13 protein-coding genes are annotated in these 22,182 nt (G+C 59.4%); 6 read left to right on the forward strand and 7 right to left on the reverse strand.

All coding sequences use genetic code 11. From position 1 onward, the window contains the following. Positions 1-49 precede the first annotated feature (49 nt). Both PMI28_RS17415 and PMI28_RS17410 read right to left on the reverse strand, forming a co-directional pair. Complete coding sequence (locus PMI28_RS17415) at positions 50-1,375, reverse strand: APC family permease (RefSeq protein WP_007985737.1); 1,326 nt, start codon at positions 1,373-1,375, stop codon at positions 50-52. Between the two features lie 223 nt (positions 1,376-1,598). Next, positions 1,599-2,420, reverse strand: a complete 822-nt coding sequence (locus PMI28_RS17410) for a carbon-nitrogen hydrolase family protein (RefSeq protein WP_007985739.1) — start codon at positions 2,418-2,420, stop codon at positions 1,599-1,601. A 124-nt stretch (positions 2,421-2,544) separates the two neighbouring features. Between PMI28_RS17410 and PMI28_RS17405 the strand changes: the two genes are divergently transcribed. Beyond that, complete coding sequence (locus tag PMI28_RS17405) at positions 2,545-3,345, forward strand: helix-turn-helix transcriptional regulator (RefSeq protein ID WP_007985741.1); 801 nt, start codon at positions 2,545-2,547, stop codon at positions 3,343-3,345. Between the two features lie 204 nt (positions 3,346-3,549). Beyond that, positions 3,550-5,169, forward strand: coding sequence for an FMN-binding glutamate synthase family protein (locus PMI28_RS17400; protein ID WP_007985743.1), 1,620 nt, complete (start codon positions 3,550-3,552; stop codon positions 5,167-5,169). 33 nt (positions 5,170-5,202) lie between these two features. Here PMI28_RS17400 and PMI28_RS17395 read toward each other — a convergent pair whose 3' ends face one another. The 3 genes from PMI28_RS17395 to PMI28_RS17385 are packed head-to-tail and all read right to left on the reverse strand — an operon-like array spanning position 5,203 to position 8,089. Then, entirely contained in the window at positions 5,203-6,756 is a 1,554-nt protein-coding gene (locus PMI28_RS17395) for a glycosyltransferase family 39 protein (protein WP_007985745.1), read from the reverse strand. Further along, a complete protein-coding gene (locus tag PMI28_RS17390; protein WP_007985746.1) occupies positions 6,753-7,718 on the reverse strand; it encodes a glycosyltransferase family 2 protein in 966 nt (321 codons plus the stop codon). Before PMI28_RS17390 ends, PMI28_RS17395 begins: the two co-directional genes overlap by 4 nt. Then, the gene (locus tag PMI28_RS17385; protein ID WP_007985747.1) at positions 7,715-8,089 is read right to left on the reverse strand and encodes a GtrA family protein; all 375 of its coding nucleotides are present in this window, start codon (positions 8,087-8,089) and stop codon (positions 7,715-7,717) included. Before PMI28_RS17385 ends, PMI28_RS17390 begins: the two co-directional genes overlap by 4 nt. A 248-nt stretch (positions 8,090-8,337) precedes the next feature. Here PMI28_RS17385 and PMI28_RS17380 point away from each other — a divergent pair, with 248 nt between their 5' ends. Continuing rightward, on the forward strand, positions 8,338-9,462 hold the full coding sequence (locus PMI28_RS17380; protein ID WP_007985748.1) for an OpgC family protein: 1,125 nt from the start codon (positions 8,338-8,340) through the stop codon (positions 9,460-9,462). A gap of 149 nt (positions 9,463-9,611) precedes the next feature. Here PMI28_RS17380 and PMI28_RS17375 read toward each other — a convergent pair whose 3' ends face one another. Beyond that, entirely contained in the window at positions 9,612-11,033 is a 1,422-nt protein-coding gene (locus tag PMI28_RS17375) for an amino acid permease (RefSeq protein WP_007985749.1), read from the reverse strand. A gap of 480 nt (positions 11,034-11,513) precedes the next feature. Here PMI28_RS17375 and PMI28_RS0128475 point away from each other — a divergent pair, with 480 nt between their 5' ends. The 3 genes from PMI28_RS0128475 (at position 11,514) to PMI28_RS17365 (ending at position 20,664) form a co-directional block, all read left to right on the forward strand. After that, positions 11,514-11,972: an REP-associated tyrosine transposase gene (locus PMI28_RS0128475; RefSeq protein WP_033063249.1), complete on the forward strand. Its 459-nt coding sequence runs from the start codon at positions 11,514-11,516 to the stop codon at positions 11,970-11,972. A 282-nt stretch (positions 11,973-12,254) separates the two neighbouring features. Then, a complete protein-coding gene (locus PMI28_RS17370; RefSeq protein ID WP_007985751.1) occupies positions 12,255-15,404 on the forward strand; it encodes a transglycosylase domain-containing protein in 3,150 nt (1,049 codons plus the stop codon). Between the two features lie 148 nt (positions 15,405-15,552). Beyond that, positions 15,553-20,664 (forward strand): NEL-type E3 ubiquitin ligase domain-containing protein, encoded by a 5,112-nt coding sequence (locus tag PMI28_RS17365; protein WP_007985753.1) that lies wholly within the window; start codon positions 15,553-15,555, stop codon positions 20,662-20,664. A 222-nt stretch (positions 20,665-20,886) separates the two neighbouring features. Here the strand turns inward: PMI28_RS17365 and PMI28_RS17360 are convergent, their stop codons facing one another. Beyond that, positions 20,887-22,161 (reverse strand): hypothetical protein, encoded by a 1,275-nt coding sequence (locus tag PMI28_RS17360; protein ID WP_033063250.1) that lies wholly within the window; start codon positions 22,159-22,161, stop codon positions 20,887-20,889. Between the last annotated feature and the right edge of the window lie 21 nt (positions 22,162-22,182).

Consider the following 22,182-nt stretch of genomic DNA (forward strand, 5'->3'; position numbering starts at 1 on the left):
CTGCTACGAGGAAGACGTAGCGTCCGGGTTCTAGCGCCTACAGTTTCCTTTATGCAGCTTCCTGGAAATCCATCTCCGGCGGCTGCCGACGGAAACCGCCGGTCAACACCGCCAGGTACACCACGCCAATCGCCAGCCAGCTCAATCCCAGATAAACCGCCAGATGATCGAGGCTGACCATCAGCCACAAATCCGCTGCCAGGCCAATGAACGGGAACAGCAGGAACAGCACCAGTTCACGCAGGCCTTTCTTCTCGCCACCGATCCAGTAATGGAAGATCACCGACAGGTTAACCAGACTGAACGCCAGGAACGCGCCGAAATTGATGAACGAGGTCGAGGTGGTGACGTCCAGTTTCAGCGCCAGCAATGCCACCACCGCGCACAGCAGGATGCTGTTGATCGGCGTGCCGAAGCGTTCGTGCAAGGTGCCGAAAAACGCTTTCGGCAGCACGCCGTCACGGCCCATGGCATACAGCAGCCGCGAACCGCTGGCCTGGGCCGACAGGCCCGAGGCGAACTGGCCGACGATCAGGCCGATGAGGAAGATCGAGACGAACAGGTCACCGCCGATGTTGCGGGCAATTTCATAGGCCGCCGAGTCGACACTCTCGAACTGGAACGACGGATGGGCGATCTGCACGAAGTACGACACGCCGACGAAAATCAGCCCGCCGATCAGGGTGATCAGCATGATCGCCCGGGGAATGGTGCGGCGTGGATCACGGGTTTCTTCGGTCAGGGTGCTGACCGCGTCGAAACCGAGGAACGAGTAGCAGGCAATGGCCGCGCCGCTCATGATCAACGGCATCTGCATGTCGCCATTGAAGAACGGTTTGATCGACCACAACGGCGTGCTCGCATCACCACCGACGTAATGCACGCACAACGCGACGAAGGCGATCAACACCAGGAACTGCACCAGCATCAGCAACGCATTGATGCCGTTGGCCAGTTTCAGGCCGACGATATTGATCGCGCTGGTGATGCCGATAAACGCCAGCACCCAGATCCACTGCGGCACGGCCGGGAATGCGGAGTTGAGGTAGGCCGCGCCGATCAGCCAGATCGCCATGGGCAGGAACAGGTAATCGAGCAGCACCGCCCAACCGGCGATGAATCCGAGTTTCGGGCTGATGGCCTTGCGCACGTAGCTGTAGGCCGAGCCGGCCACCGGGAACGCCGAGGCCATGCGCCCGTAGCTCATGGCGGTGAAGAACATCGCCACCAGTGCCGCAAGGTACGCGGCCGGCACCATGCCGGCGGTGGATTGAGCGAGGATGCCAAAGGTGCCGAGCACAATGATCGGCGTCATGTAGGCAATGCCAAACAGCACCACCGACCCCAGTGACAGGGTGCGTTGCAAACGAGCCATGAGCGACTACTCCGGAATTATTAGATTTATGGCAGAGCCGAGTTCGGCGCAAATTACGGGTGTTGCGTTGTTGTTCTTCGGTGAATGATCAAGCAGGTGTGTTGTTTGTGCCGGCCTCTTCGCGAGCAAGCCCGCTCCCACAGGGGATCTCGGGTGTTCACAAGGCCAATGTGGGAGCGGGCTTGCTCGCGAAGGGGCCGGCACCAGCCACACAGAATCCGGATCAGCTCTTGGGAATCAGCAGCTCGCGCAACCCGCAGGCCCGCTCAACCACCTCTCCCGGCAACTTCAGCCGCTGATCATCCAGGTACCGATAATCCTGACGCGCCGCCGTCAGCTGATTCAGGTCCAGCTCGACCGCAAACTGCCCTTCCTCGCGCCCAGCTTCGAACAACAAGGTGCCCAGCGGATCGACCAATGCGCTGCCGCCGGCAAACAGCAAACCACCGTCACCCGCTTCCACCCGGTTGACCATCAGCGCAAACGCCTGGTTTTCCTGGGCGCGGGCCATGATCGCGGTGCGGTGGGTCGGGCCATACGGGTCCATGTTGCCGTTGGTGACAATCAACAGTTCGGCACCCAGTTGCGCCAGGGCGCGGGCGCTTTCGGGGAATTCGATGTCGTAGCAAATCAGCAGGCCCACGCGCACGCCGTTCCACAAACAGGTGGCGTAGCGATCGCCCGCCTCGTAGACACCACGGTCCGAGGCCCACAAGTGAGTCTTGCGGTACTTCAGCGCGATGCCTTCGGGGGTGATCAGCAACGTGGTGTTGTAGAAACGGCCGTTGTCGTTTTCGGCCATGCCAATGGCCACCGCGATATTGCGCTGGCGGGCGGCGGCGAGCACCGCACTGACGGACGGTCCGTCCAGCGGCTCGGCCACCTCGGCCACGGACTCGGCCGAAGGGAAACCCATCAAATGGCCTTCAGGGAACATGATCAGCTGCGTGTCGGCTGCGCACTCGGCAATCGCCGCCAGGGTGCGTTCGAGGTTGTAAGCCGTGTCATTGTCACGACCTGCCAATTGGGCGAGTTCGACCTTCATCGGTATTCCTTGTTATGGGCCGGGCGGCAGAAAGATTGCCCGGTCGGTGTCTGTGCGCCAGTATGCGCAGCAAGCAACCGGGCGGGGAATCACGCCGCTGGGGTAACACGATAGGGGTAGATGCATGACACTCTCGTTGGACGACATCGCCTGGCACCGCTCGGTGGGGCAACTGATCGACGCCCTGGACAAGCCCAATTTCTGGACCCAGCTGGTGCGTTTGCTGGATCAGTACGTGTCCTTCGACAGCTGGGTGGCCCTGCTTTTCAGCGCCGATCAGCGCCCGCAGGTATTCGCCGAATGCCCCGGAGAGGACGGCAGCCCCGACCAGTTGTTCCAGGATTACCTGCGCGGCCTGTATCTGCTCGACCCGTTCTACATCGCCTGCCGCGAGCAGTCGCGCACCGGGCTGTATCGCCTGTCGGAAGTCGCCCCGGAACACTTCGAGCTGACCGAGTATTACCAGCGCTACTTTCGTCTGAATGTGGTGGCCGACGAAATCCAGTTCAATTGTCAGCTCGAAGGTGACCGCACGCTGTGCCTGTCACTGGGCAGCACGCAGCGCTTCAGCGGCCAGCAGATCGCCTTGTTGTCGTTGATCCAGCCGTGGGTGCTCGGTTTGTTGCGCCAGCGTCTACCCTATGAGATCAACGAAGTCGTGGCCCTGGCCCCCGCACCACCGCAAGCCGATTGGCGGGTACAACTGGAAGCTTCGGTGCAGCAACTCAAGGGCGCGCAGTTGACCGCCCGGGAACTGGATGTCGGGCGTTTGATGCTCAGCGGTTGCTCCAGTAAAGAAATCGCCCGTAAGCTGGAAATCTCGGTCGAAACCGTGAAAGTCCATAAGAAACACATGTACAGCAAGCTGGGGATCAAGTCCCAGTCCGAGCTGTTTTCGATTTTTTTGCAGGCACAAAATGCCTGACAACCATTAAGGCAGGAGAACTTTGTGGCGAGGGAGCTTGCTCCCGCTGGATCGCGAAGCGGTCCCAGGACAATCACCACGTTCAGTCAGACAAAACCCGTCAGCAGGTTTTTGCGACTGCTGCGCAGTCGAGCGGGAGCAAGCTCCCTCGCCACAAAAGCTGCCATGACACCGAATAATTGAGTCCGAACCCAAGGAAACCGTATGAGCCTGTCACTCCTGAGCCGCTACGCCTTCTTTGCCGTCTGCGTGATTTTCACCTTCGCCAGCCTGCCATTTCTTGACTATGACTGGGTCTGGCCGATCACCGCCGTCACCGGCGTCCTCAGTCTGATCGGCCTGTTTGATCTGCTGCAAGTTCCCCACGCGGTGCGCCGTAATTACCCGATCCTCGGCAATATCCGCTATCTGGTCGAAGGCATCCGCCCGGAAATCCGCCAGTACCTGCTCGAATCCGACAGCGACGCCCTGCCCTTTTCCCGGGCCCAGCGTTCGCTGGTCTATTCCCGGGCCAAGAATGAAACCGCCGACAAACCCTTCGGCACGCTGATTGACGTGTATCAGTCGGGTTTCGAATTCATCGGCCATTCCATGCGCCCGGCGCCGTTGAGCGACCCGAGCAGTTTCCGGGTGACGGTCGGCGGCCCGCAGTGCACCCAGCCGTATTCGGCGTCGGTGTTCAACATTTCAGCCATGAGCTTCGGCTCGCTCAGCGCCAACGCCATCCGCGCCTTGAACCAGGGCGCCAAGCTCGGCAATTTCGCCCATGACACCGGCGAAGGCAGCATCAGCCCCTATCACCGGGAACACGGTGGCGACCTGACCTGGGAACTGGGCAGCGGCTATTTCGGTTGCCGCACCAGCGACGGGCGTTTCGACCCGGAACGCTTCGCGGCGCAAGCCCGGACGCCGCAGGTGCGGATGATCGAAATCAAGATGAGCCAAGGCGCGAAACCGGGCCACGGCGGGATCCTGCCCAAACACAAGGTCACCAAAGAGATCGCCGAAACCCGCGGCATCCTGATGGGCGAAGACTGCGTATCACCGTCGCGTCACAGCGCGTTTTCCACGCCCATCGAAATGATGCATTTCATCGCGCAACTGCGTGAACTGTCCGGTGGCAAACCGGTGGGGTTCAAGTTCTGCCTCGGCCATCCGTGGGAGTTCATGGGCATTGCCAAGGCCATGCTCGAGACTGGCATCCTCCCGGACTTCATCGTGGTGGATGGCAAGGAAGGCGGCACCGGCGCGGCGCCTGTGGAGTTCACCGACCACATCGGCGTGCCGATGCGCGAGGGCCTGTTGTTCGTGCACAACACCCTGGTGGGCCTGAACCTGCGGGACAAGATCAAACTCGGCGCCAGCGGCAAGATTGTCAGCGCCTTCGACATCGCCAGTGTGCTGGCCATCGGCGCCGACTGGGCCAACTCGGCGCGCGGCTTCATGTTCGCCATCGGTTGCATCCAGTCGCAGAGCTGCCACACCAACAAATGTCCGACCGGCGTCGCCACCCAGGACCCCCTGCGCCAACGCGCGCTGGTGGTGCCGGACAAGGCCCAGCGCGTATTCAACTTCCATCGCAGCACGCTCAAGGCTTTGGCGGAAATGCTCGCCGCCGCCGGCCTCGAACATCCGTCGCAGTTGTCCGCCAAGCACCTGGTGCGGCGCATGTCGGCGACCGAGATCAAGCTGTTCTCGCAGTTGCACGTATTCCTCAAACCCGGCGAGCTGCTGACCGGTGAAGTGAATGGCGAGTTCTACTCACGAATGTGGCAGATGGCGCGGGCGGACAGTTTTGAGCCCAATGAAGTGGCCGCCGCCTGACGTTGGCTCCAGCGCTGAAGGTTCGGGACGACTTCAGCGCTCGCCGTCGAGTATAAACAGACGCGCCTCGACTTCCTCTCCCTTGAGGGTCTGCGTCTGTTTCCATCCCTTGGGAAATGTCACGACCTTTTCCGGCCGGGGCCTGCCGGTCACCCACCAGACTCTTTTGGAACTGAGTTTTACTGTTGCGACATTGTCGAAAAAAATCCAGTCCAACGTCTGAGGGATAAGAAGCCAGCCGCCATAGTTGAAGGGGCCGTCGGAAGCTCCTGTCGGTAATCGGGCGATGTAAAGCCTCGGCTGGATACCCGTGGTGTTGTAGTAGTGGAACGGCAAATACCAGTACAGGCCGTCAATGACCAACTCGTCGCCTGCCTCGGCCTCCCTCTTGATGCCATCTGCCAACATGTCCAGCCTGGCCATCTTACGAATGAAGGTTCCGTTCAGCCCGTCTTCCTGCGAATACACTTTCTGCAGTCCATGTATTTCCCCTGCAACAAACACGCTCAAGCAGAGTAGTGCAATCACAGGACGTCGTTCAGCCAACCGATCCAGCACAACGGCGACGAACAAAGGCAAACCGGCTGCGGCAAACACCAGGTACCTGGGAACGAAGATCGGAACGGCCAATGACAAGAAAAATGCCGTGATGAGCGGTACGAAGAAGTAGCCGATGACCAGCACGGTCGAGCGGCGGTCGGTGCGCCTATACCGCCACGCCATCACACAACAGGCAATCACCACCGCCGAGACAATCAGCGTGCCCCACAACCCGCCCTCCGTGGTTGATATCATCGCCGCACATTGCGCGATAAAGCTCGGCAACATGTCCCATGTGGTCGGCGAAATCCATTCAAGTCCTTGCATTTTCCACGTCTGGTCCATCAGATGCGGCAACCAGGGCGAATACAGCACGACAATCGCGACATTGACCAGCAGCCACTTGCGCACAGGCAACGATGCTGACTTGCCACTGCCAGGTCCCGCCCAATACAGCCAATGCACCAGCACACCGAGCGCTGCAAAGTAGTGTGTGTAGAAAGCCGCTGTCATCAGCAGTACGTACATCACGGGATAGCGTTTGAGTTGCGGCTGCCGACGCCAGTAAACCAGTGCAACCGTAGCGGCCATCAGCCAGAAACCGACGAGCGTGTACATGCGCACTTCCTGGCTGTAACGAACCGTGATCGGCAGCAACACCAGCAAAACTCCGGCGATACAGGCCGCTCTTCGCGTGGCGAGCAGACTCATCAGTTTGATACAGAGCAGCACCGTGCCCACATCTGCCACGGCGCTCAGGCCGCGCACAGCCACCACACTGGCGCCAAACAGCATCGTCCAGTAATGAAGAATCACGTAATACAACGGTGGATGAACGTCTCCCGCCGTGGTGGACCAGATCAATGCCGGCGAACGCTCGCTCAGCATCAGGCTATAGCCTTCGTCGTACCAGATGATCGGGACTGAAATTCCGTGAAATCGAACGATCAGGGCCAGGGTGAGCAACGCCAGCACAGTCGATGGATAGACGGCCTGACGCCACTGACGCACCTGAACATCCTCGGCCAGGCGCCCCATCGTGTTCATACAATCCTCTTCAGCGAGGGTTTGTCGGCTGGCTCGTCACTGCTTTTGATGATGTCCTTGATGACATAGCGGGGCCGATGCTTGGACTCCATATAGATGCGCCCGATGTATTCACCGAGGATGCCGATGCCAATCAATTGAACGCCGCCCAGAAACAGAATCGCCGTCATCAGGGACGGATACCCCGGGACATCGTTGCCGAACAGAATCTTGTCCAGAATCATGTAGGCCGCATACACAAGTGCCGCCAGCGAGATGATGCCGCCCACGTAGGACCAAACACGCAACGGCACCGTGCTGAACGAGGTGATGCCTTCAAGTGCCAGGTTCCAGAGTTTCCAGATATTGAATTTGCTTTTGCCGGCGGCGCGTGGCGCACGATCGTATTCAATGACTCGCGTATTGAATCCGGCCCATGACAGCACCCCCTTCATGAACAGCTGGTGCTCCGGCAGGCTCTTGATGACGTCAACGACTTTCCTGTCCATCAAGCGAAAATCACCGACATTTTCTTCGATGCGGGTCGAGGCAATCCGATTGAGCAGGTGGTAGAACAGGGCCGCGAAATGGCGTTTGAAATAACCGTCGGCCGAACGGTTGCGGCGCTTGGCAAGCACCACGTCAGCGCCATCGGTCCACTCCTTGATTAGCCGGGAAATGACACTGACCGGGTCCTGCAAGTCCACATCCATCGGAATGACCGCATCACCGGTAGCAAATTCCAGCCCGGCAAACAGCGCAGGCTCCTTGCCGAAGTTGCGCGAAAAATTAATCAACAGCACATCGCTGTCCTGCCTAGCGATCGAGCCCGCCAGCAGTAAAGTGTGATCGGTGCTGCCGTCATTGATGAACAGGATTTCAACCTGATAGGGGCTTAGCGAGGGTTCCTGGCGAACAGCCTGGTAGAACAGGTCAATCGCCTGCTCCTCATTGAACACCGGAACAATCAACGAGACTTTCATGTGTCACGCTCGCGAAACACTACGTATTTTGAATACAAAAAGCCGAGTACCAGACTCAATGCCGAAAACAGGGCCACGGTGAGCAAACCGTGCAATCGCCAGACGTCGCCCAAATGGCCGACACCCAGGCTCAACGCTCCCATTCCCGAAACAAACATTAGATAACCAACGACCGAGACCCGGGTGGCGAAGGTAAATTGCGCGTTCATGTAGAAGGAGAACGACGCAGCCACGCAGAAAGCCGCCAGGTTGCTGACCGCCTGGCTGAGGCCGGCTGCAACGCTCAACAGGAAAAAGATCTGCCAGTGAATCAGGGTGTTGGCGACCCCGATCACCGTGTAACTGGACAGCCCTTTCCACAACAGTCTCATGGGAGGTTCCCGCTTTTTAGAACGTTGCGCTCATTAGTATTTGAGCCTGTCTACTGTCACAAATCGCAGGTTTTTAGACCTTTCAGACCAGCGGTTTAGCCTCGGGGCAACGCCGGAGACATCCGGTAATATCCCGACTTTGCAATTGCCCGCGAATCAGTCCACCCTGCGCGCCGCCGCTTGGGCGCGCGGCCTTTTTTGCGCCCGCGGCCAAGCCCATTTTCACCCGCAGTTACGAGTCTGCTGTCATGACGTTAACGCGCGATCACCGGATCGACTTCTTTCGTGGTCTGGCCCTGATCTTCATCTTTTGGGATCACGTGCCCCACAACCCTTTGGGGCAAATCACCCTGCGTAACTTCGGTTTCAGCGATGCGGCCGAGGTTTTCGTGTTTCTGGCAGGTTTCGCGGCCGTGCTGGCGTACGGCAAAGTCCTGGCACGCGAAGGCTTTCTGATCGCCTGCGTGAAAATCCTGCGCCGGGCGTGGGTGCTCTACGTGGTGCATATCTTCCTGCTGGCGATGCTGATGGGCATTGTGTTTTTCGCCAACAGCCACGTGGAAACACGGGATCTGGTGGAAGAAATGGGCATGCATCACTTCATCAGCAACCCGCAGCAAGCGTTGATCGATGAGTTGCTGCTGCGCTTCAAACCGAACCTGATGGACCCGCTGCCGTTGTACATCGTGCTGTTGGCTGGCTTGCCCCTGGTGCTGCCACTGCTGGTGCGCAAGGCCTGGATGGTGGTCGCGATGTCGGTGGTGCTGTACCTGATGGTGCCGCTGGCTGGCTGGAACCTGGCGGCCATCAAGGACGGCGTGTGGTATTTCAACCCGGTTGCCTGGCAGTTGCTGTTCGTACTTGGCGGTGCCGCTGCGATCTACAGCCAGCGCCCGCACTTGCCCGAATCTCGCCCGCTGGTACGCCAGCCGTTGTTTGTGGGTGCGGCGCTGTATGTAGTGACCGCGGGGGTGTTGACCGTCCTGTGGCGTTGGCCGGACATTCACGATGCCGTGGTCCCGGCCAGCGTGCAAAACTTCCTGTACCCCATCAGCAAGACCGATCTTTCCCCGGTGCGCCTGCTGCATTTCCTGGCATTGGCCTACGTCACGGCAAAACTGATTCCCGACAGTGGATGGACGCAAAACTGGCTGGCGCAGCAATGCTGCCACATGGGCCGTTTCTCGCTGGAGATTTTCTGTCTGGGCGTGCTGCTGGCGCCCTTGGCGGACATGGTCAATGCGTTGACCGACGATGCTGTTGCCATGCAGATCTTCACGGCGCTGGTAGGGGCCGGGTTGATGGCGTTGCTGGCGATGTGGCTGGAGTTCAATAAGCGTTTGAATCGATCACTGCAAACTGTGCCCGCCTGATATGAAAAAGCCCCGGCCACTGGACCGTCTTATGTAGGAGCGAGCTTGCTCGCGATGGACTCAAGAGCGCCGCGTTTAGCCAGTAAAGACGCGTTATCGTTAACGACCATCGCGAGCAAGCTCGCTCCTACAGGTTTCAGCGTTACAACTTACGAAACCGAACGCGCCGCGCCTTGTGAAGCATTGGTCGGTTGCAGCTTGAACACGTAGAACAGCACCGTCAGCAGCACCAGGAACGCAGGTCCCACATACAGCGCCACGCGGGTGTCCGGGAAGTACGCCATCAGGCCGACCACCAGCACCAGGAACGCCAGCGCCAGGTACGAACTGACCGGGTACAGCCACATGCGGTATTTCAGACCGGCCTGTTCGCTGGCGCTCAGGCCTTTGCGGAATTTCAGCTGGGCCAGCAGGATCATTGCCCAGGTCCAGATCGCGCCGAAGGTGGCAATCGCCGTCACCCAGACAAAAACCTTTTCCGGCACCAGATAGTTGAGCAATACACCCAGCAGCAACGCGCCAATCGACAGCAGCAGCGCACGTCGCGGCACACCGTTGCTCGACGTCTTGGCGAACCCCGCCGGGGCCTGGCCGTTCTGCGCCAGGCTGTAAAGCATGCGCCCGGTGCTGAAGATGCCGCCGTTGCAGGACGACAGCGCAGCAGTGATCACCACGAAGTTGATAATGCCCGCTGCGGTCTTGATGCCCAGACGCTCGAAGGTCATCACGAACGGGCTGCCCTGGGTGCCGATTTCGTTCCACGGGTAGATCGACAGGATCACGAACAACGCGCCGACGTAGAACAGCAGAATCCGCCAGAACACCGAGCCGATGGCGTTCGGGATGGTCTTTTGCGGGTTCTTCGCCTCACCGGCGGTCAGGCCGATCATCTCCACGCCGAGGTAAGCAAACATCACCATTTGCAGCGACATCAACACGCCTTGCACACCGTTGGGCATGAAGCCGCCGTGGGTCCACAGGTTGGAAATCCCCAGGGCCACACCGTCGTTGCCGAAGCCAAAGGCGATGATGCCAATGCCGCCGAACACCATCGCAATGATGGTGACGATCTTGATCAGGGCAAACCAGAATTCGAATTCACCGAAGGCCTTGACCGCGATCAGGTTGATCGAGCCCATGCTGATCAGCGCAGCGAGCGCCCAGATCCAGCGCGGCACGTCGGGGAACCAGATGCCCATGTAGACCGCCACGGCAGTGATTTCCGCGACGCAGGTCACCAGCCACAGGAACCAGTAGTTCCAGCCGGTCAGGAAGCCCGCCAACGGGCCAAGATAGTCTTGGGAATAACGGCTGAACGAGCCGGCGACCGGGTTGTGCACGGCCATTTCGCCGAGGGCGCGCATGATCACCAGGATCGCCAGACCGCCGATGATGTAGGACAGCATGATGGCCGGGCCGGCCATTTCGATGGCCTTGGCCGAACCCAGGAACAGGCCGACGCCGATACAGGCGCCGAGTGCCATCAGGCGAATATGCCGCTCGCCGAGTTCACGTTTAAGCGGACCGCCCTGAGCGGTCTCGCCTTGGGGCAGGTGATTGCCTGTGGGCATGGGGGACATCCTCGTCTTGTTATTGGATATGACCACCGAGTGGCGAAGCGCTGACCGATAAGCCATCGCTTCCCGAACCGGCCCTGCTTCGTGGGCAGAGCTGTCTTGTAGGAAAAACCCGCAAAATCAGTGGGAAAAGCGGCACCGAGTATTGCACAACAATGGTGCATCGTCATGCCCCTGCCAAAGTCTTGAAAGCTCTAATTCAAGTGTTTCAGCCCACTCTACTGTGGCGAGGGAGCTTGCTCCCGCTCGACTGCGCAGCAGGCGCCAAACCAAAAAACCAGATATTCCAGACCGATCAGAGTTGCTGGTATGGGGACTGCTTCGCAGTCCAGCGGGAGCAAGCTCCCTCGCCACAAAAGTGCTGCGTGGATCCGATTCCTTCAATGAGTTGGGAAATTTCACTCAGCAAATGCAGGTTCAAGCAGGAAAACGAGGAGCTAGCGTATTTAGCCAAACGCCAAAGGGAGCAACGGAATGCCTCCACATCCAAACTCGCATCTATTGCGCCGTGGACGTTACTCAGAACCAGGACGGGGCTATTTAATTACCGCAGTCGTGCATCAACGCCGCCGAATATTCGCGGATTGGCGGCTTGGACGCCTTTTGGTTGAGGAGTTCAGGCGAGCCCATGATCAAAAATGGGTCGACTCAATGGCCTGGGTCATCATGCCGGACCATTTCCACTGGTTAATACAGCTTGAACGCTACACGCTGGCGCAACTCATGCAGGCCATCAAATCCCGGAGCACCCTCACCATCAACCGGACATTGAACGAAAGTGGAGCCTTCTGGCAAACCGGCTACCACGACCGGGCAATACGCGATGGAGAGGACCTTCTACCGTTCGCCCGCTACATCGTTGCCAATCCATTGCGGGCAGGTCTGGTAGAGAAAATTGGCGACTACCCGCTCTGGGATGCGTGCTGGCTCTGAAGTCACTTGGCTGGCTGATCCCCCTGTGGCGAGGGAGCTTGCTCCCGCTCGACTGCGCAGCAGGCGCAAAACCATACGCCTGGTTTATTCAGGCGAACGGTATTTACACAGTTTGGGGCCGCTTCGCAGCCCAACGGGACGGTGCGGCGATCCGACAAGCTCCCTCGCCACAGGAAACAGCAATAACCCGACATTTTGCACTTCACAATTTTTTCACCATTGCCATCCACCGTCTAAGCTTCAGACAAGTCCGATAAATCTGCGTGAATGGATCAGTCGACTATGGGCGCTTTGTGGCAAACCGATTCGAGTAAAACCGTGGTCCCGAATGAAGGTGTGGATGAAGCGCCGTTACCTGAAAAACCCCGTCGCTCGAAACACGGTTGGGGAGCGTTCTGGTTATTGCTGTTGATTATCGCGATTGTCGTGGGGCTGGCCGCCGCGAGGGAAATGCGTACCTCCAGGTTTCAGGCCAGGGAAGTCAGCAAATACGCCGCATCCCTGAGCTATGAGCTCAAACCCGGCCCCAGCAATGCGATTCGCTATCCGGGCGACGGCCCGTTCGATCGGCGCCTGGGCTACAGCTCGCTGGATGAGTTTCTGCCGCGCTTGATCAAGCGCGATTTCGTCGTTGAGGCGCAAACCCGCTTTTCCCCGGCGCTATTGAAGTACAGCGACCAGGGCCTGTTCGTACCCTATGCCGAGAAGATCCAGGCCGGGCTGTCGATCACCGATTGCCGTGCAGCGCCGCTGTACCAATACAACTATCCGCAGCAGCTTTATTCATCCTTTGCCTCGATTCCGCCGGTGGTGGTCAACAGCCTGCTGTTCATCGAGAACCGCTTCCTGCTCGACCCCAAACAACCTCTGGCCAACCCGGCCGTGGACTGGCCGCGGTTCGGCATGGCGGCGTGGTCCCAGGTGGCCAAGATGTTGCATGTGCCCGGCCAATCCGCCGGTGGCAGTACCCTGGCCACACAACTGGAGAAGTACCGGCATTCCCCCGATGGTCTGACGGTCAATGGCGCGGAAAAAATTCGCCAAATGGTCTCCGCCACCGTACGCGCCTATCAGGCCGGGCCGCAAACCCTCGAAGCCCGGCAGAATGTGGTGCGCGACTACCTCAACAGCGTGCCGCTGTCGGCCGTACCGGGCCACGGTGAAGTGCATGGCATGGCTGAAGGGTTGCGCGTGTGGTACGGCTCCGACTTCAAACTGGCCAACGAAGCGTTGTCCAGCACCGCGACGGATCCAAAAACCATGGCGGACAAAGGCCTGGCCCTGCGCGAAATGCTGTCGCTGATGATTGCCCAGCGCCGCCCGTCGCATTACCTGACCAAGGGCCGGGATGAGTTGGCCGACCTCACCGACAGTCATATTCGTTTGCTGGCCCAGAACAATGTGATCGATGCGCCGTTCGCCGCCGCGGCACTGGCCAGCAAGGTGACGTATCGCGACTGGGCGACCCAGCCGACCATCCAACCGATCGAAACCAACAAAGGCATCAGCGTGGCCCGCAGCCGCCTGGCCGGTTTGCTCAATCGGCCGCTGTACGACCTCGACCGCCTTGACCTGTCAGCCACCAGCACCCTGCAAGGGGAATTGCAAACCCAGGCCACCGCGTACCTGAAAAAACTCGCCGATCCGGCCTATGCGACGCAAATCGGCCTGATGGGCGAACGCTTGTTGACCCCCACCAGCACCACCCAGGTGCGCTACAGCTTCACCCTGTTCGAACTGACCCCGGACGGCTCGCGGGTTCGAGTGCAGACCGACAGCACCGACCAGCCGTTCGACATCAACGAAGGCAGCAAACTGGAACTGGGTTCCACCGCGAAAATGCGCGTGCTCACCACCTACCTGCAAATCATCTCGGAGCTGCACGACAAGTACGCCGGCATGACCGTTCCGGAACTGAAGAAAGTCGACGTGCCGGATCAGGACCGCCTGAGCCGCTGGGCGGTCGATTACCTGATCGAGAACAACGACCGCGACCTGCAGAAAATGCTCGGTGCAGCCCTGGACCGCAAATATTCCGCCAGCCCCGGCGAGGCGTTTTTCACCGGGGGCGGCTTGCATGTGTTCCACAACTTCCGCAAGGAAGACAACGGCCGGATACCGACCCTGCGCGACGCCTTGCGCGAGTCGATCAACCTGCCGTTCATTCGCCTGATGCGTGACCTGGTGCGCTACACCACCTACTCCGGCGCGAACAGCAGTGCCGAACTGTTCAAGGACGACCGCGACCCGCGGCGCCAGGAATACCTGGCCTCGTTCGCTGACCGCGAAGGGACTTCGTTCCTGCTCAAGTTCTGGAAGAAGTACAAGAACAAGGACACCCAGGACCGGCTCGACACCTTCCTCGACAGCATGCGCCCGACGCCGATCCGCATGGCCGCCGTACACCGCTACTTGCTGCCGCAGGCCAGCCAGGTAAGCTTCAACTCCTTCGTGCGCTCGCACCTCCAGGGTGAAAAGCTCACCGAAAAACTCACCGACGAGCGCCTGCAACGGCTCTATGAAGCCTATGGTCCCGGCACCTACGACCTGCCCGACCAGGGTTTCATCGCCAAGGTGCACCCGCTGGACCTGTGGCTGATGGGCTACTTGCTGAACCACCCGGACGCCAAGTGGGGCGAAATCGTCAAGGCCAGCCAGTTCGAACGCCAGGAAGTCTACAGCTGGCTGTTCAAGAGCCGGCACAAGGGCGCCCGCGACAGCCGCATCCGCACCATGCTGGAGATCGAAGCGTTCCTCGACATTCACCAGCGCTGGCAGAAAGTCGGCTATCCATTCGACCATCTGGTGCCGTCGCTGGCCACCGCCATCGGCAGCTCCGGCGACCGTCCGGCAGCCCTGGCCGAGCTGATCGGCACCATCCTCAACGACGGCGTGCGCATGCCGACGCTGCGCATCGACAGCCTGCATTTTGCCGCGGGCACGCCCTATGAAACCCGGTTGATCAACGACCCGGATGTGGGCAAACGGGTGATGCCATCCGAGGTCGCCACCGCCATGCGCGAAGCCCTCTCGCAAGTGGTGGACGCCGGTACCGCCAAACGCGTGTCCGGCAGTTTCAAACTGGCCGACGGCACGCCACTGGCCATGGGCGGCAAGACCGGCACCGGCGACAACCGCATCGAAGCCATCGGCTCCGGCGGGCGGATTCTCAGCTCCAAATCGCTCAACCGCACGGCGACCTTCGTGTTCTATATCGGCGATCACCACTTCGGCACCCTGACCGCCTTCGTACCGGGACGCTCGGCGGAAAGCTTCACCTTCACCTCGGCGTTGCCGGTGCAAGTGCTCAAGGGCATGGCGCCGATACTGACGCCGTATTTGCAACCGGGCACCCACACAATGTGCGGTGCCGGGGCAGGATTGCCGGTCGTCACCCAAACCGCGACCGCACCGGGCACATCTGCACGTTAAAAGGTGGTATTCCTGTATTTTTCGCTCTTTGTTTATCGTTGGATCGAAGCTTCTTTCGGGGGTAATCCAACCCTGTATTTACGCTTTTTTTCGACCGCAGTACCTGCCTAACCTGAAAAGCCTGATTACAGCTTTTGACGGTTAGCACATGACGAATTTTTCAAGGATTGATCAAAAACGCCGCGACACCAAAAACCAGGACGGCATTAATGACGCCTGGATCGCTCAGGCGTTGCCCGCCTGGATCACCGACATTTCCCCTGTCAACGCTCGCGCATTAAAGGCTGCCCCACACAACTTCGCTCCGTTCAAACCCCATGCCCGCTCCGCTCATCATCAGCTCAGAGAGGCGATAGCCGAGCACTGGTCTACCCAGAACGCCGTGGACGCCCTGCTTGAGAACCTGGCGGATGTTTATGCGTTTGCCGAACCCCTGTTGAAAAAAGCGCTGAGCAAGCACTACGGCGACATTGACGTCAGGAACACCTACCTGCGGCTTTATGCCGCCGTCGGCCGCCCATGGTGGGTGCATGATTTCAAGGGTGGCACCAAGGTCAGGACGGTCTCGTTGCTGAACGCGGCCCTGCACAACTTCTCGGATGAAGAAACCTTTTCGGACTTTGCTTTTCTTGACGCGCCGGACCCACGCGGACAGATGAAAACGCTGCACATCAACCACACCATCACGGGAGCCACGCTTACCGCCCAAACGTTCAAGGCCATCTGCCGTGATCTGAACATCGGGGCCCGCTACCAGCACGCATTGCGTCAGGCCCTCGGATTCGGCAGCCCCCTGGTGGCCAACAACGTTCGCACGGCGGTCACTGCCAGCCAAAAAGCCGCGTTGAAAGCAGCGGCACATTTGGCACTGCTCAATAAACACATTGATGCACACGCCCATCGACTGATCCTCGGTCTGGTCCACGGCCAACGAGATTTGAAGCTCGACGGCAAGCACGTGCGCTACTACAACCTGGCCATGATGGAAACGGTGCTGGCGGGCATTGTGCTGATCACAACCGATCCTGGACCGGATGGCTCTCCCGGCCGCCTGATCGCCTATGTGCCACACGACAACCAACACCCACTCAAGGAATACCCCTCGCCCGCCGAGTTCATGGCCGAACTGACTCGCCAGTTGCGCGAAGAAAAACCCGCCAACGGAGAGCCATCGGCCGGGTTCAGTTATCAACAGTTCTTCAGCCAGTTCGTGCCCCACCAGGAGCGAGGGCATTTCTTCGCCAATCTCAATCAACGCTTGAGCACGGTGCAATGGCAGCAACGAGATCGTCAGGCCGGCGGCCCCGTCTGGAGGGATACGCCGGTGGACCATCCCAACCTGAGTTTCAGCGTCCAGGCGATCACCGATGACTATCAAAACCGCTCGCCCGACCCGGCCCATGACGACCTTTGGCAATACCTGTTCCGGATCAGGCTCAACAAGATCGTCAACGATGCCCGCGACCTCGCGATCTCCACCCAGGATGCCGACCGCATGGCGCGTTGGGCCTGGTGGGACAACCTGGAGAAGATGCTCTCGGACATTTTCAATGTTGCCCTGTTTGTGGTTACGCCGTTCGTGCCGGTGCTCGGTGAGTTGATGCTGGCGTACACCGCTTATCAACTGACGGATGACGTATTCGAAGGCGTGGTGGACTGGGCTGAAGGTCAGACCACCGAAGCGGCCGGGCATGTATTGGGCATTGTCGAAAACCTGGTTCAGTTGGGCATCTTCGGCAGTGCCGCCGAGCTGGGCAAATCCCTCTCTTCACCGTTCATCGACGCGATGAAACCGGTGCAGTTGCCTGATGGCAGCCAACGCCTTTGGCACCCCGATCTCACGCCCTACCAACAGCACAACCTGTCATTGCCCGCCGATTCAACGCCTGATGCCTGGGGGTTGCATCGGCATCAAGGCAAATCCATTCTGCCTCACGAGGGCAAACTCCTTGAGATCGAGCGAGAACCCTCCGGCCGGATGCGGGTGGTTCATCCCCAGCGGCCGGACGCTTATCGACCGCAGGTGACACACAATGGCCTGGGTGCCTTCGTGCATGAAGGCGAACAGCCCGGAACCTGGAATGAACACCAACTGATGCGCCGGCTCGGGCATTCGGTCGAGCGCTTTAGCGATGGCGAACTGGAGCAGATCCGCGCCATCAGCGGCACCGATCACGATGCCTTGCGGCGGATGTACGTCGAATCTGAAGCGCCGCCGCCACTGCTGGCCGATACCCTGAAACGCTTCGAGGCGTATGAAGATGTCGTCCTGTTGGAGCAGCAGATTCGCAGCGGCCAACCTTTGATGCCCGACCCCGCTTCGACCTGGTTCGAGCAAACCGTAACGGAACTGCCCGGTTGGCCAGACGACAAGGCCCTGCGCGTGCTTCATCAATCCAGTGCTTCGGCGCAAGACCGCCTTTATGGCAATCCCGAGGCTTTGTCATCGGACATCCTCAGCATCAGCCTGGCGGACGTCATGGCCGGACAGTTGCCCGAACGCGTGGTGGCGTTTCTGGATGAGCCCGAACTCGCCGTCATGCTCGGCCCCGACGTGCCACCGGCGCATCGGGCACAAGCCTTGCGCAATCAACTGGCCGACTATGTCGAAGGCGAAATGGACAGGTTAGCCAAACGGACATATCGCACCCGGGAAAAAAATCGCCTCCCGCCAGTGAGATTGCTTAGCGACGTGTTTCCCGAACTGCCGTCAAGCATCGGCGAAACGCTGCTGGCCAACGCCACGGGTGCGGAACGCCTCGCGATGCTCAGCGAAAAGCGCCTTCCGTTGCGTATAAAAAATCAGGCCCGTGAACTGAATTTCGAAGTGCGCGCGGTCCGGGCAACCGAGAGCCTTTATGGGCATTCGGGGTTAACTGCGGACACCGAGCGTCTGCTCCTGAATACGCTGAAACTGCACAGCGACGTATTCACCGACTTGCGTGTCGATATCCGCGACAGTTCCGCGCACGGAAGCTTGCGCTGCAGCGTTGGCGCGCAATCCGCTACCCGGGTCAGGACGCTCGTCAGCAGCGGCGTACGCAACAAATATGAAGTGTTCGACCAGGACAATCGCCTTTACGGTGCCAGCAGCCTCTATGAGTCGTTGCTGCGTGCAATGTCGCAGGATCAGCGCAACGCCTTGGGTTTCCAGCTCGGCCAGGGCAAGGCGCTCAAACACTGGTTCAAGCAAATCCTCGTCACCCCTGAAGTCCGCAGAACCGCGCTCGCCGACATTCCGATTCGCTCGCAGCGTGACCGGATCACCACCCTGCTGTTACAGGGCGGGGGCCTGAGCAAGGGCGGTTCCATCTCGCTGGATCGGCGGGTTCGCGACCTTTACCCGATCTTCAGCGCCGAGGAGGCCACGAGTTTCATTGAAGCGTTGACCGCGCAAGGTGACCCCCTGACCGCCCTTTCGGCGCTTGAGGATGAACTCGACGACCTGCGCGTCACCCTCAATCAGTGGCGTTATCAGCAATCCGACGTCTGGGGGCCTGACCCCCAGGGTTTCCGCGACGGCGGCGGGCGCCACATCGCCGAACGACTGATCGAGTGTTTCGAACGTCGAAGCCAGGTGTTCGATGAACGCAGCCTGCATCCCCACGGCGGTTATCGTCTCGATTTATCGGTGGAACTGAGCAGTGTCAATCTTGAGACCTGGTGGAAACACAAGCCCGATCTCAAGCGGTTTCTCGACAAGGTTTCGGTATTGAATCTGGACAACACGCGTTTCTCCAGCGAACCGGGCGGTCTGTTAAAGGACTTTGCGCACCTGGACGAATTAAGCGCCAGAGGCTGTCAACTGACTGAAATACCCCAGGGCATCACCGCGATGCACGTTCTGTCGACCCTGCGCCTGAACGACAACCACATCCGCCTGACAGCGCAAAGCGTTGAACAACTCAGCCGCCTGACCTACCTGAAAACCCTCAGGCTGGATCACAACCCCTTGGGCGCGCTACCGGACATCGGACACATGCCCGGCCTGATGATCGTCAGCCTGCGTGGCACCGGCATCGACACCTGGCCCCGAGGCACTTTCGCCAAACCTCGGCCTCGCGGTTTTTTCCTCGACCTGCAAGACAACCTGCTTGCCCGCATCCCCGATGTGATCCCCGGGTCCAAGGATGCGCTGGTGGTCGCGCGCACCCGTCTGAACGCAGAAGCGCTCAGCGACATGAACCGGTTGGCCTATGAAGACCTCAGGAGGTCCGTGGGACTCAGCCCCCGACATGCCTATCCACCTGCCACCGACAACGATCTGGCCTTCTGGCCGGTACCTGACGACAGCGAATGGTGGACGCCCTCCCCCGGGCTTGGCCGATACCGTGGCGAGGCCTGGGGTGATCTGGCCGATGAACCGGACTCGGCGGGATTCTTCACGGTGATTCGCGGCCTTAGCCTGTCTGCTGATTATCGAGCTGGAGGCGAGTTTCGAATCGAGCTGGCCAAGCGTGTATGGCGAATGATCGATGCCGCCGACATGGATGCCGAGCTACGGAGCACACTCTTCACCATGGCCAACGCGCCCACTAATTGCGCCGACGCCGGCGCTCAGTTGTTCAACAACATGGGGCTGGAAGTGCTGGCCTCGGAAGCCAGGTCTTTGAGCACCTCGCCGCAGATGCTCGAACGTCAACTGGTGACCCTGGCCCGGAGTGCGGCGCGTCTGGATCATGTGAATGAAATTGCCCGGGCGGACATGCAGGAACGGATGGCCAGCGGCCTTACGCCGGATGAAGTCGAGGTCTATCTGGCCTACCAGACCGGTCTGGCCCGACGGTTGGACCTGCCCTGGCAATCGCGAAGCATGCTTCACAGGCCGGTTGCCGGCGTGAGTGAGAGCATGATCGATCACGCCTACGGCGCGGTGCTGTCACTGGAGTACGGTGACGGGCTGGTGAACCAGATGCTGGAGCAACGCTTCTGGGTTGAATACCTGCATGCGACCCACCCGCGAGCATTTGAGGAAAACACCGAGCTGTACGCGGTGGTCAAGGCCGGGTTACTGGCGGATTTGCGGCAGACGCAAAATGAACGGGCTCATACCCGGCACCGCACGGATGAATACAAAAACCAGCTCGGGGAAAAACTCAAAGAACTTGCCCGACAGCTTCCAGTGCCCGAGTCGGTTGTGTTCACTGGCAAGGAGATGACCGATGAGGTGTACAACCGATTGATCAACAATCTGTTTGACGAAGAAAAGGAGCTGGCGCGACGCCTGACCCGAATGGCATTGAAAATGGCAGGTCATTGAAAACGCCCTGAACGTTTCGACCATTGCCAGATGCTGTACCTGGAGGCAAACAGTCAGCCGGTAAGTTAAGACGCAGAACCTGTGGGAGCGTGGCTTGCCCACGAAAAACGATGACGCGTAGTACCTGAAAAACCGCGGTGCATTCTTCGCGGGCAAGCCACGCTCCCACAGGATTTTCGTCGCTCAAATGTCTTAACTTACCGGCATTAGCCCAAGGCTTTTTCATATTTCCGAATCCCAGATCACGACGATGTTCCCGGCATAGTGGGCGGCGATGCCAGGTTGCAGCATGTAATCCATGTATTCGCTCGCGACCTCAAAATGCAGGATGCCCGGCCGATTGTTCACATAATTCAGGGCTTGGTATTTTTGCTGCTCCTCCTGACCCACACGTATCAGACGACGGCGCTTGACCGGTACGCCAGCGAGATCGGTCAAGCCATCTGGCAGGGTGACGCTGAGTTCCACCAGGACGGCACGCTGCGAAACGGGGTCGCGAATCATGCAGTCGTACAGGCCGGGGATTTCGCAGCCGATTTGCATCTTGAACCGTGATGACGCCGAGATATTGAAGGCCTGGTCGCGGTACAGGCGCACCGGCTTTCGTCCATGTTGCAGCCAGTTTTGCCACCCGCCGGCCGGCTCCAGCACGACTTTGTTACCACCCGGTGGAATATCGACCTTGAGCGTATGTTCAACGTTGAGGGTAAAACTCAATGTCAGGGTAGAGTCGCTGGGGTGCATGATATCGCCCATGTCGAAGTCCATGCCCGGGCCGACGCTGTAGGTCAAATCGCCGATAAAGATTCCGGAAGACAAGTGCAGCGGATCGGGTGTTCTCAATTCATAACCGATTTGCACCTGGTCATACCTGAACGTCTCGATTCGATAACCCGCAATTGCAGCACACTCGCCCGATGTGGGCGTCAGCCAGAAAAAAGTGCGCCAGGTTGGCTGCACGTACATGCCGCCACCAGAGCTCATGCAGGGCGCAGGTGGTGCCCATGTCCAGTCAGTCCCTCCCCATAAACGGCGGTGCCAGACCGAACTATCATTGGATGGTGAGCCTTCACCGACCAGGTTTTGCGCCGTATCGGGAAGAATGTAACGGCCACCGATAGAAACAATACGAACTTCGACCTCCGATGTCTCTGGCTGACCGTCGGCCTTTCTGATCGTGAGCCGTCGCCAGTCGGCCGGCACTTTGAACATTGCCCCTTTGCGGCGATCGGCATGCCCGGCCAGGATGGGAGCGATGGACTGAAACTCGATGGGGACAAGCAATGAGAACAACCCCTGCTCCTTGCAGAATTCAGGTTGCTGTGCGCAATGTCCGCTCACCGGGGTGTCATTGGTGAATTTGTTTTCGTGGGGTTTGGACGGGTCCGGCCGGAACGAGGCGCTGATGTCTATGGTCGCGGCGGTTGCCGATTCAACGGTTGGTGCACAGAGCAATAGCCACCCTGCGAAGGTGGCACAAGACTTTACTGATTTCATCTTCGATCATGACTCCCTGTC

This window comes from Pseudomonas sp. GM48 (assembly GCF_000282335.1).
GTDB lineage: Bacteria > Pseudomonadota > Gammaproteobacteria > Pseudomonadales > Pseudomonadaceae > Aquipseudomonas.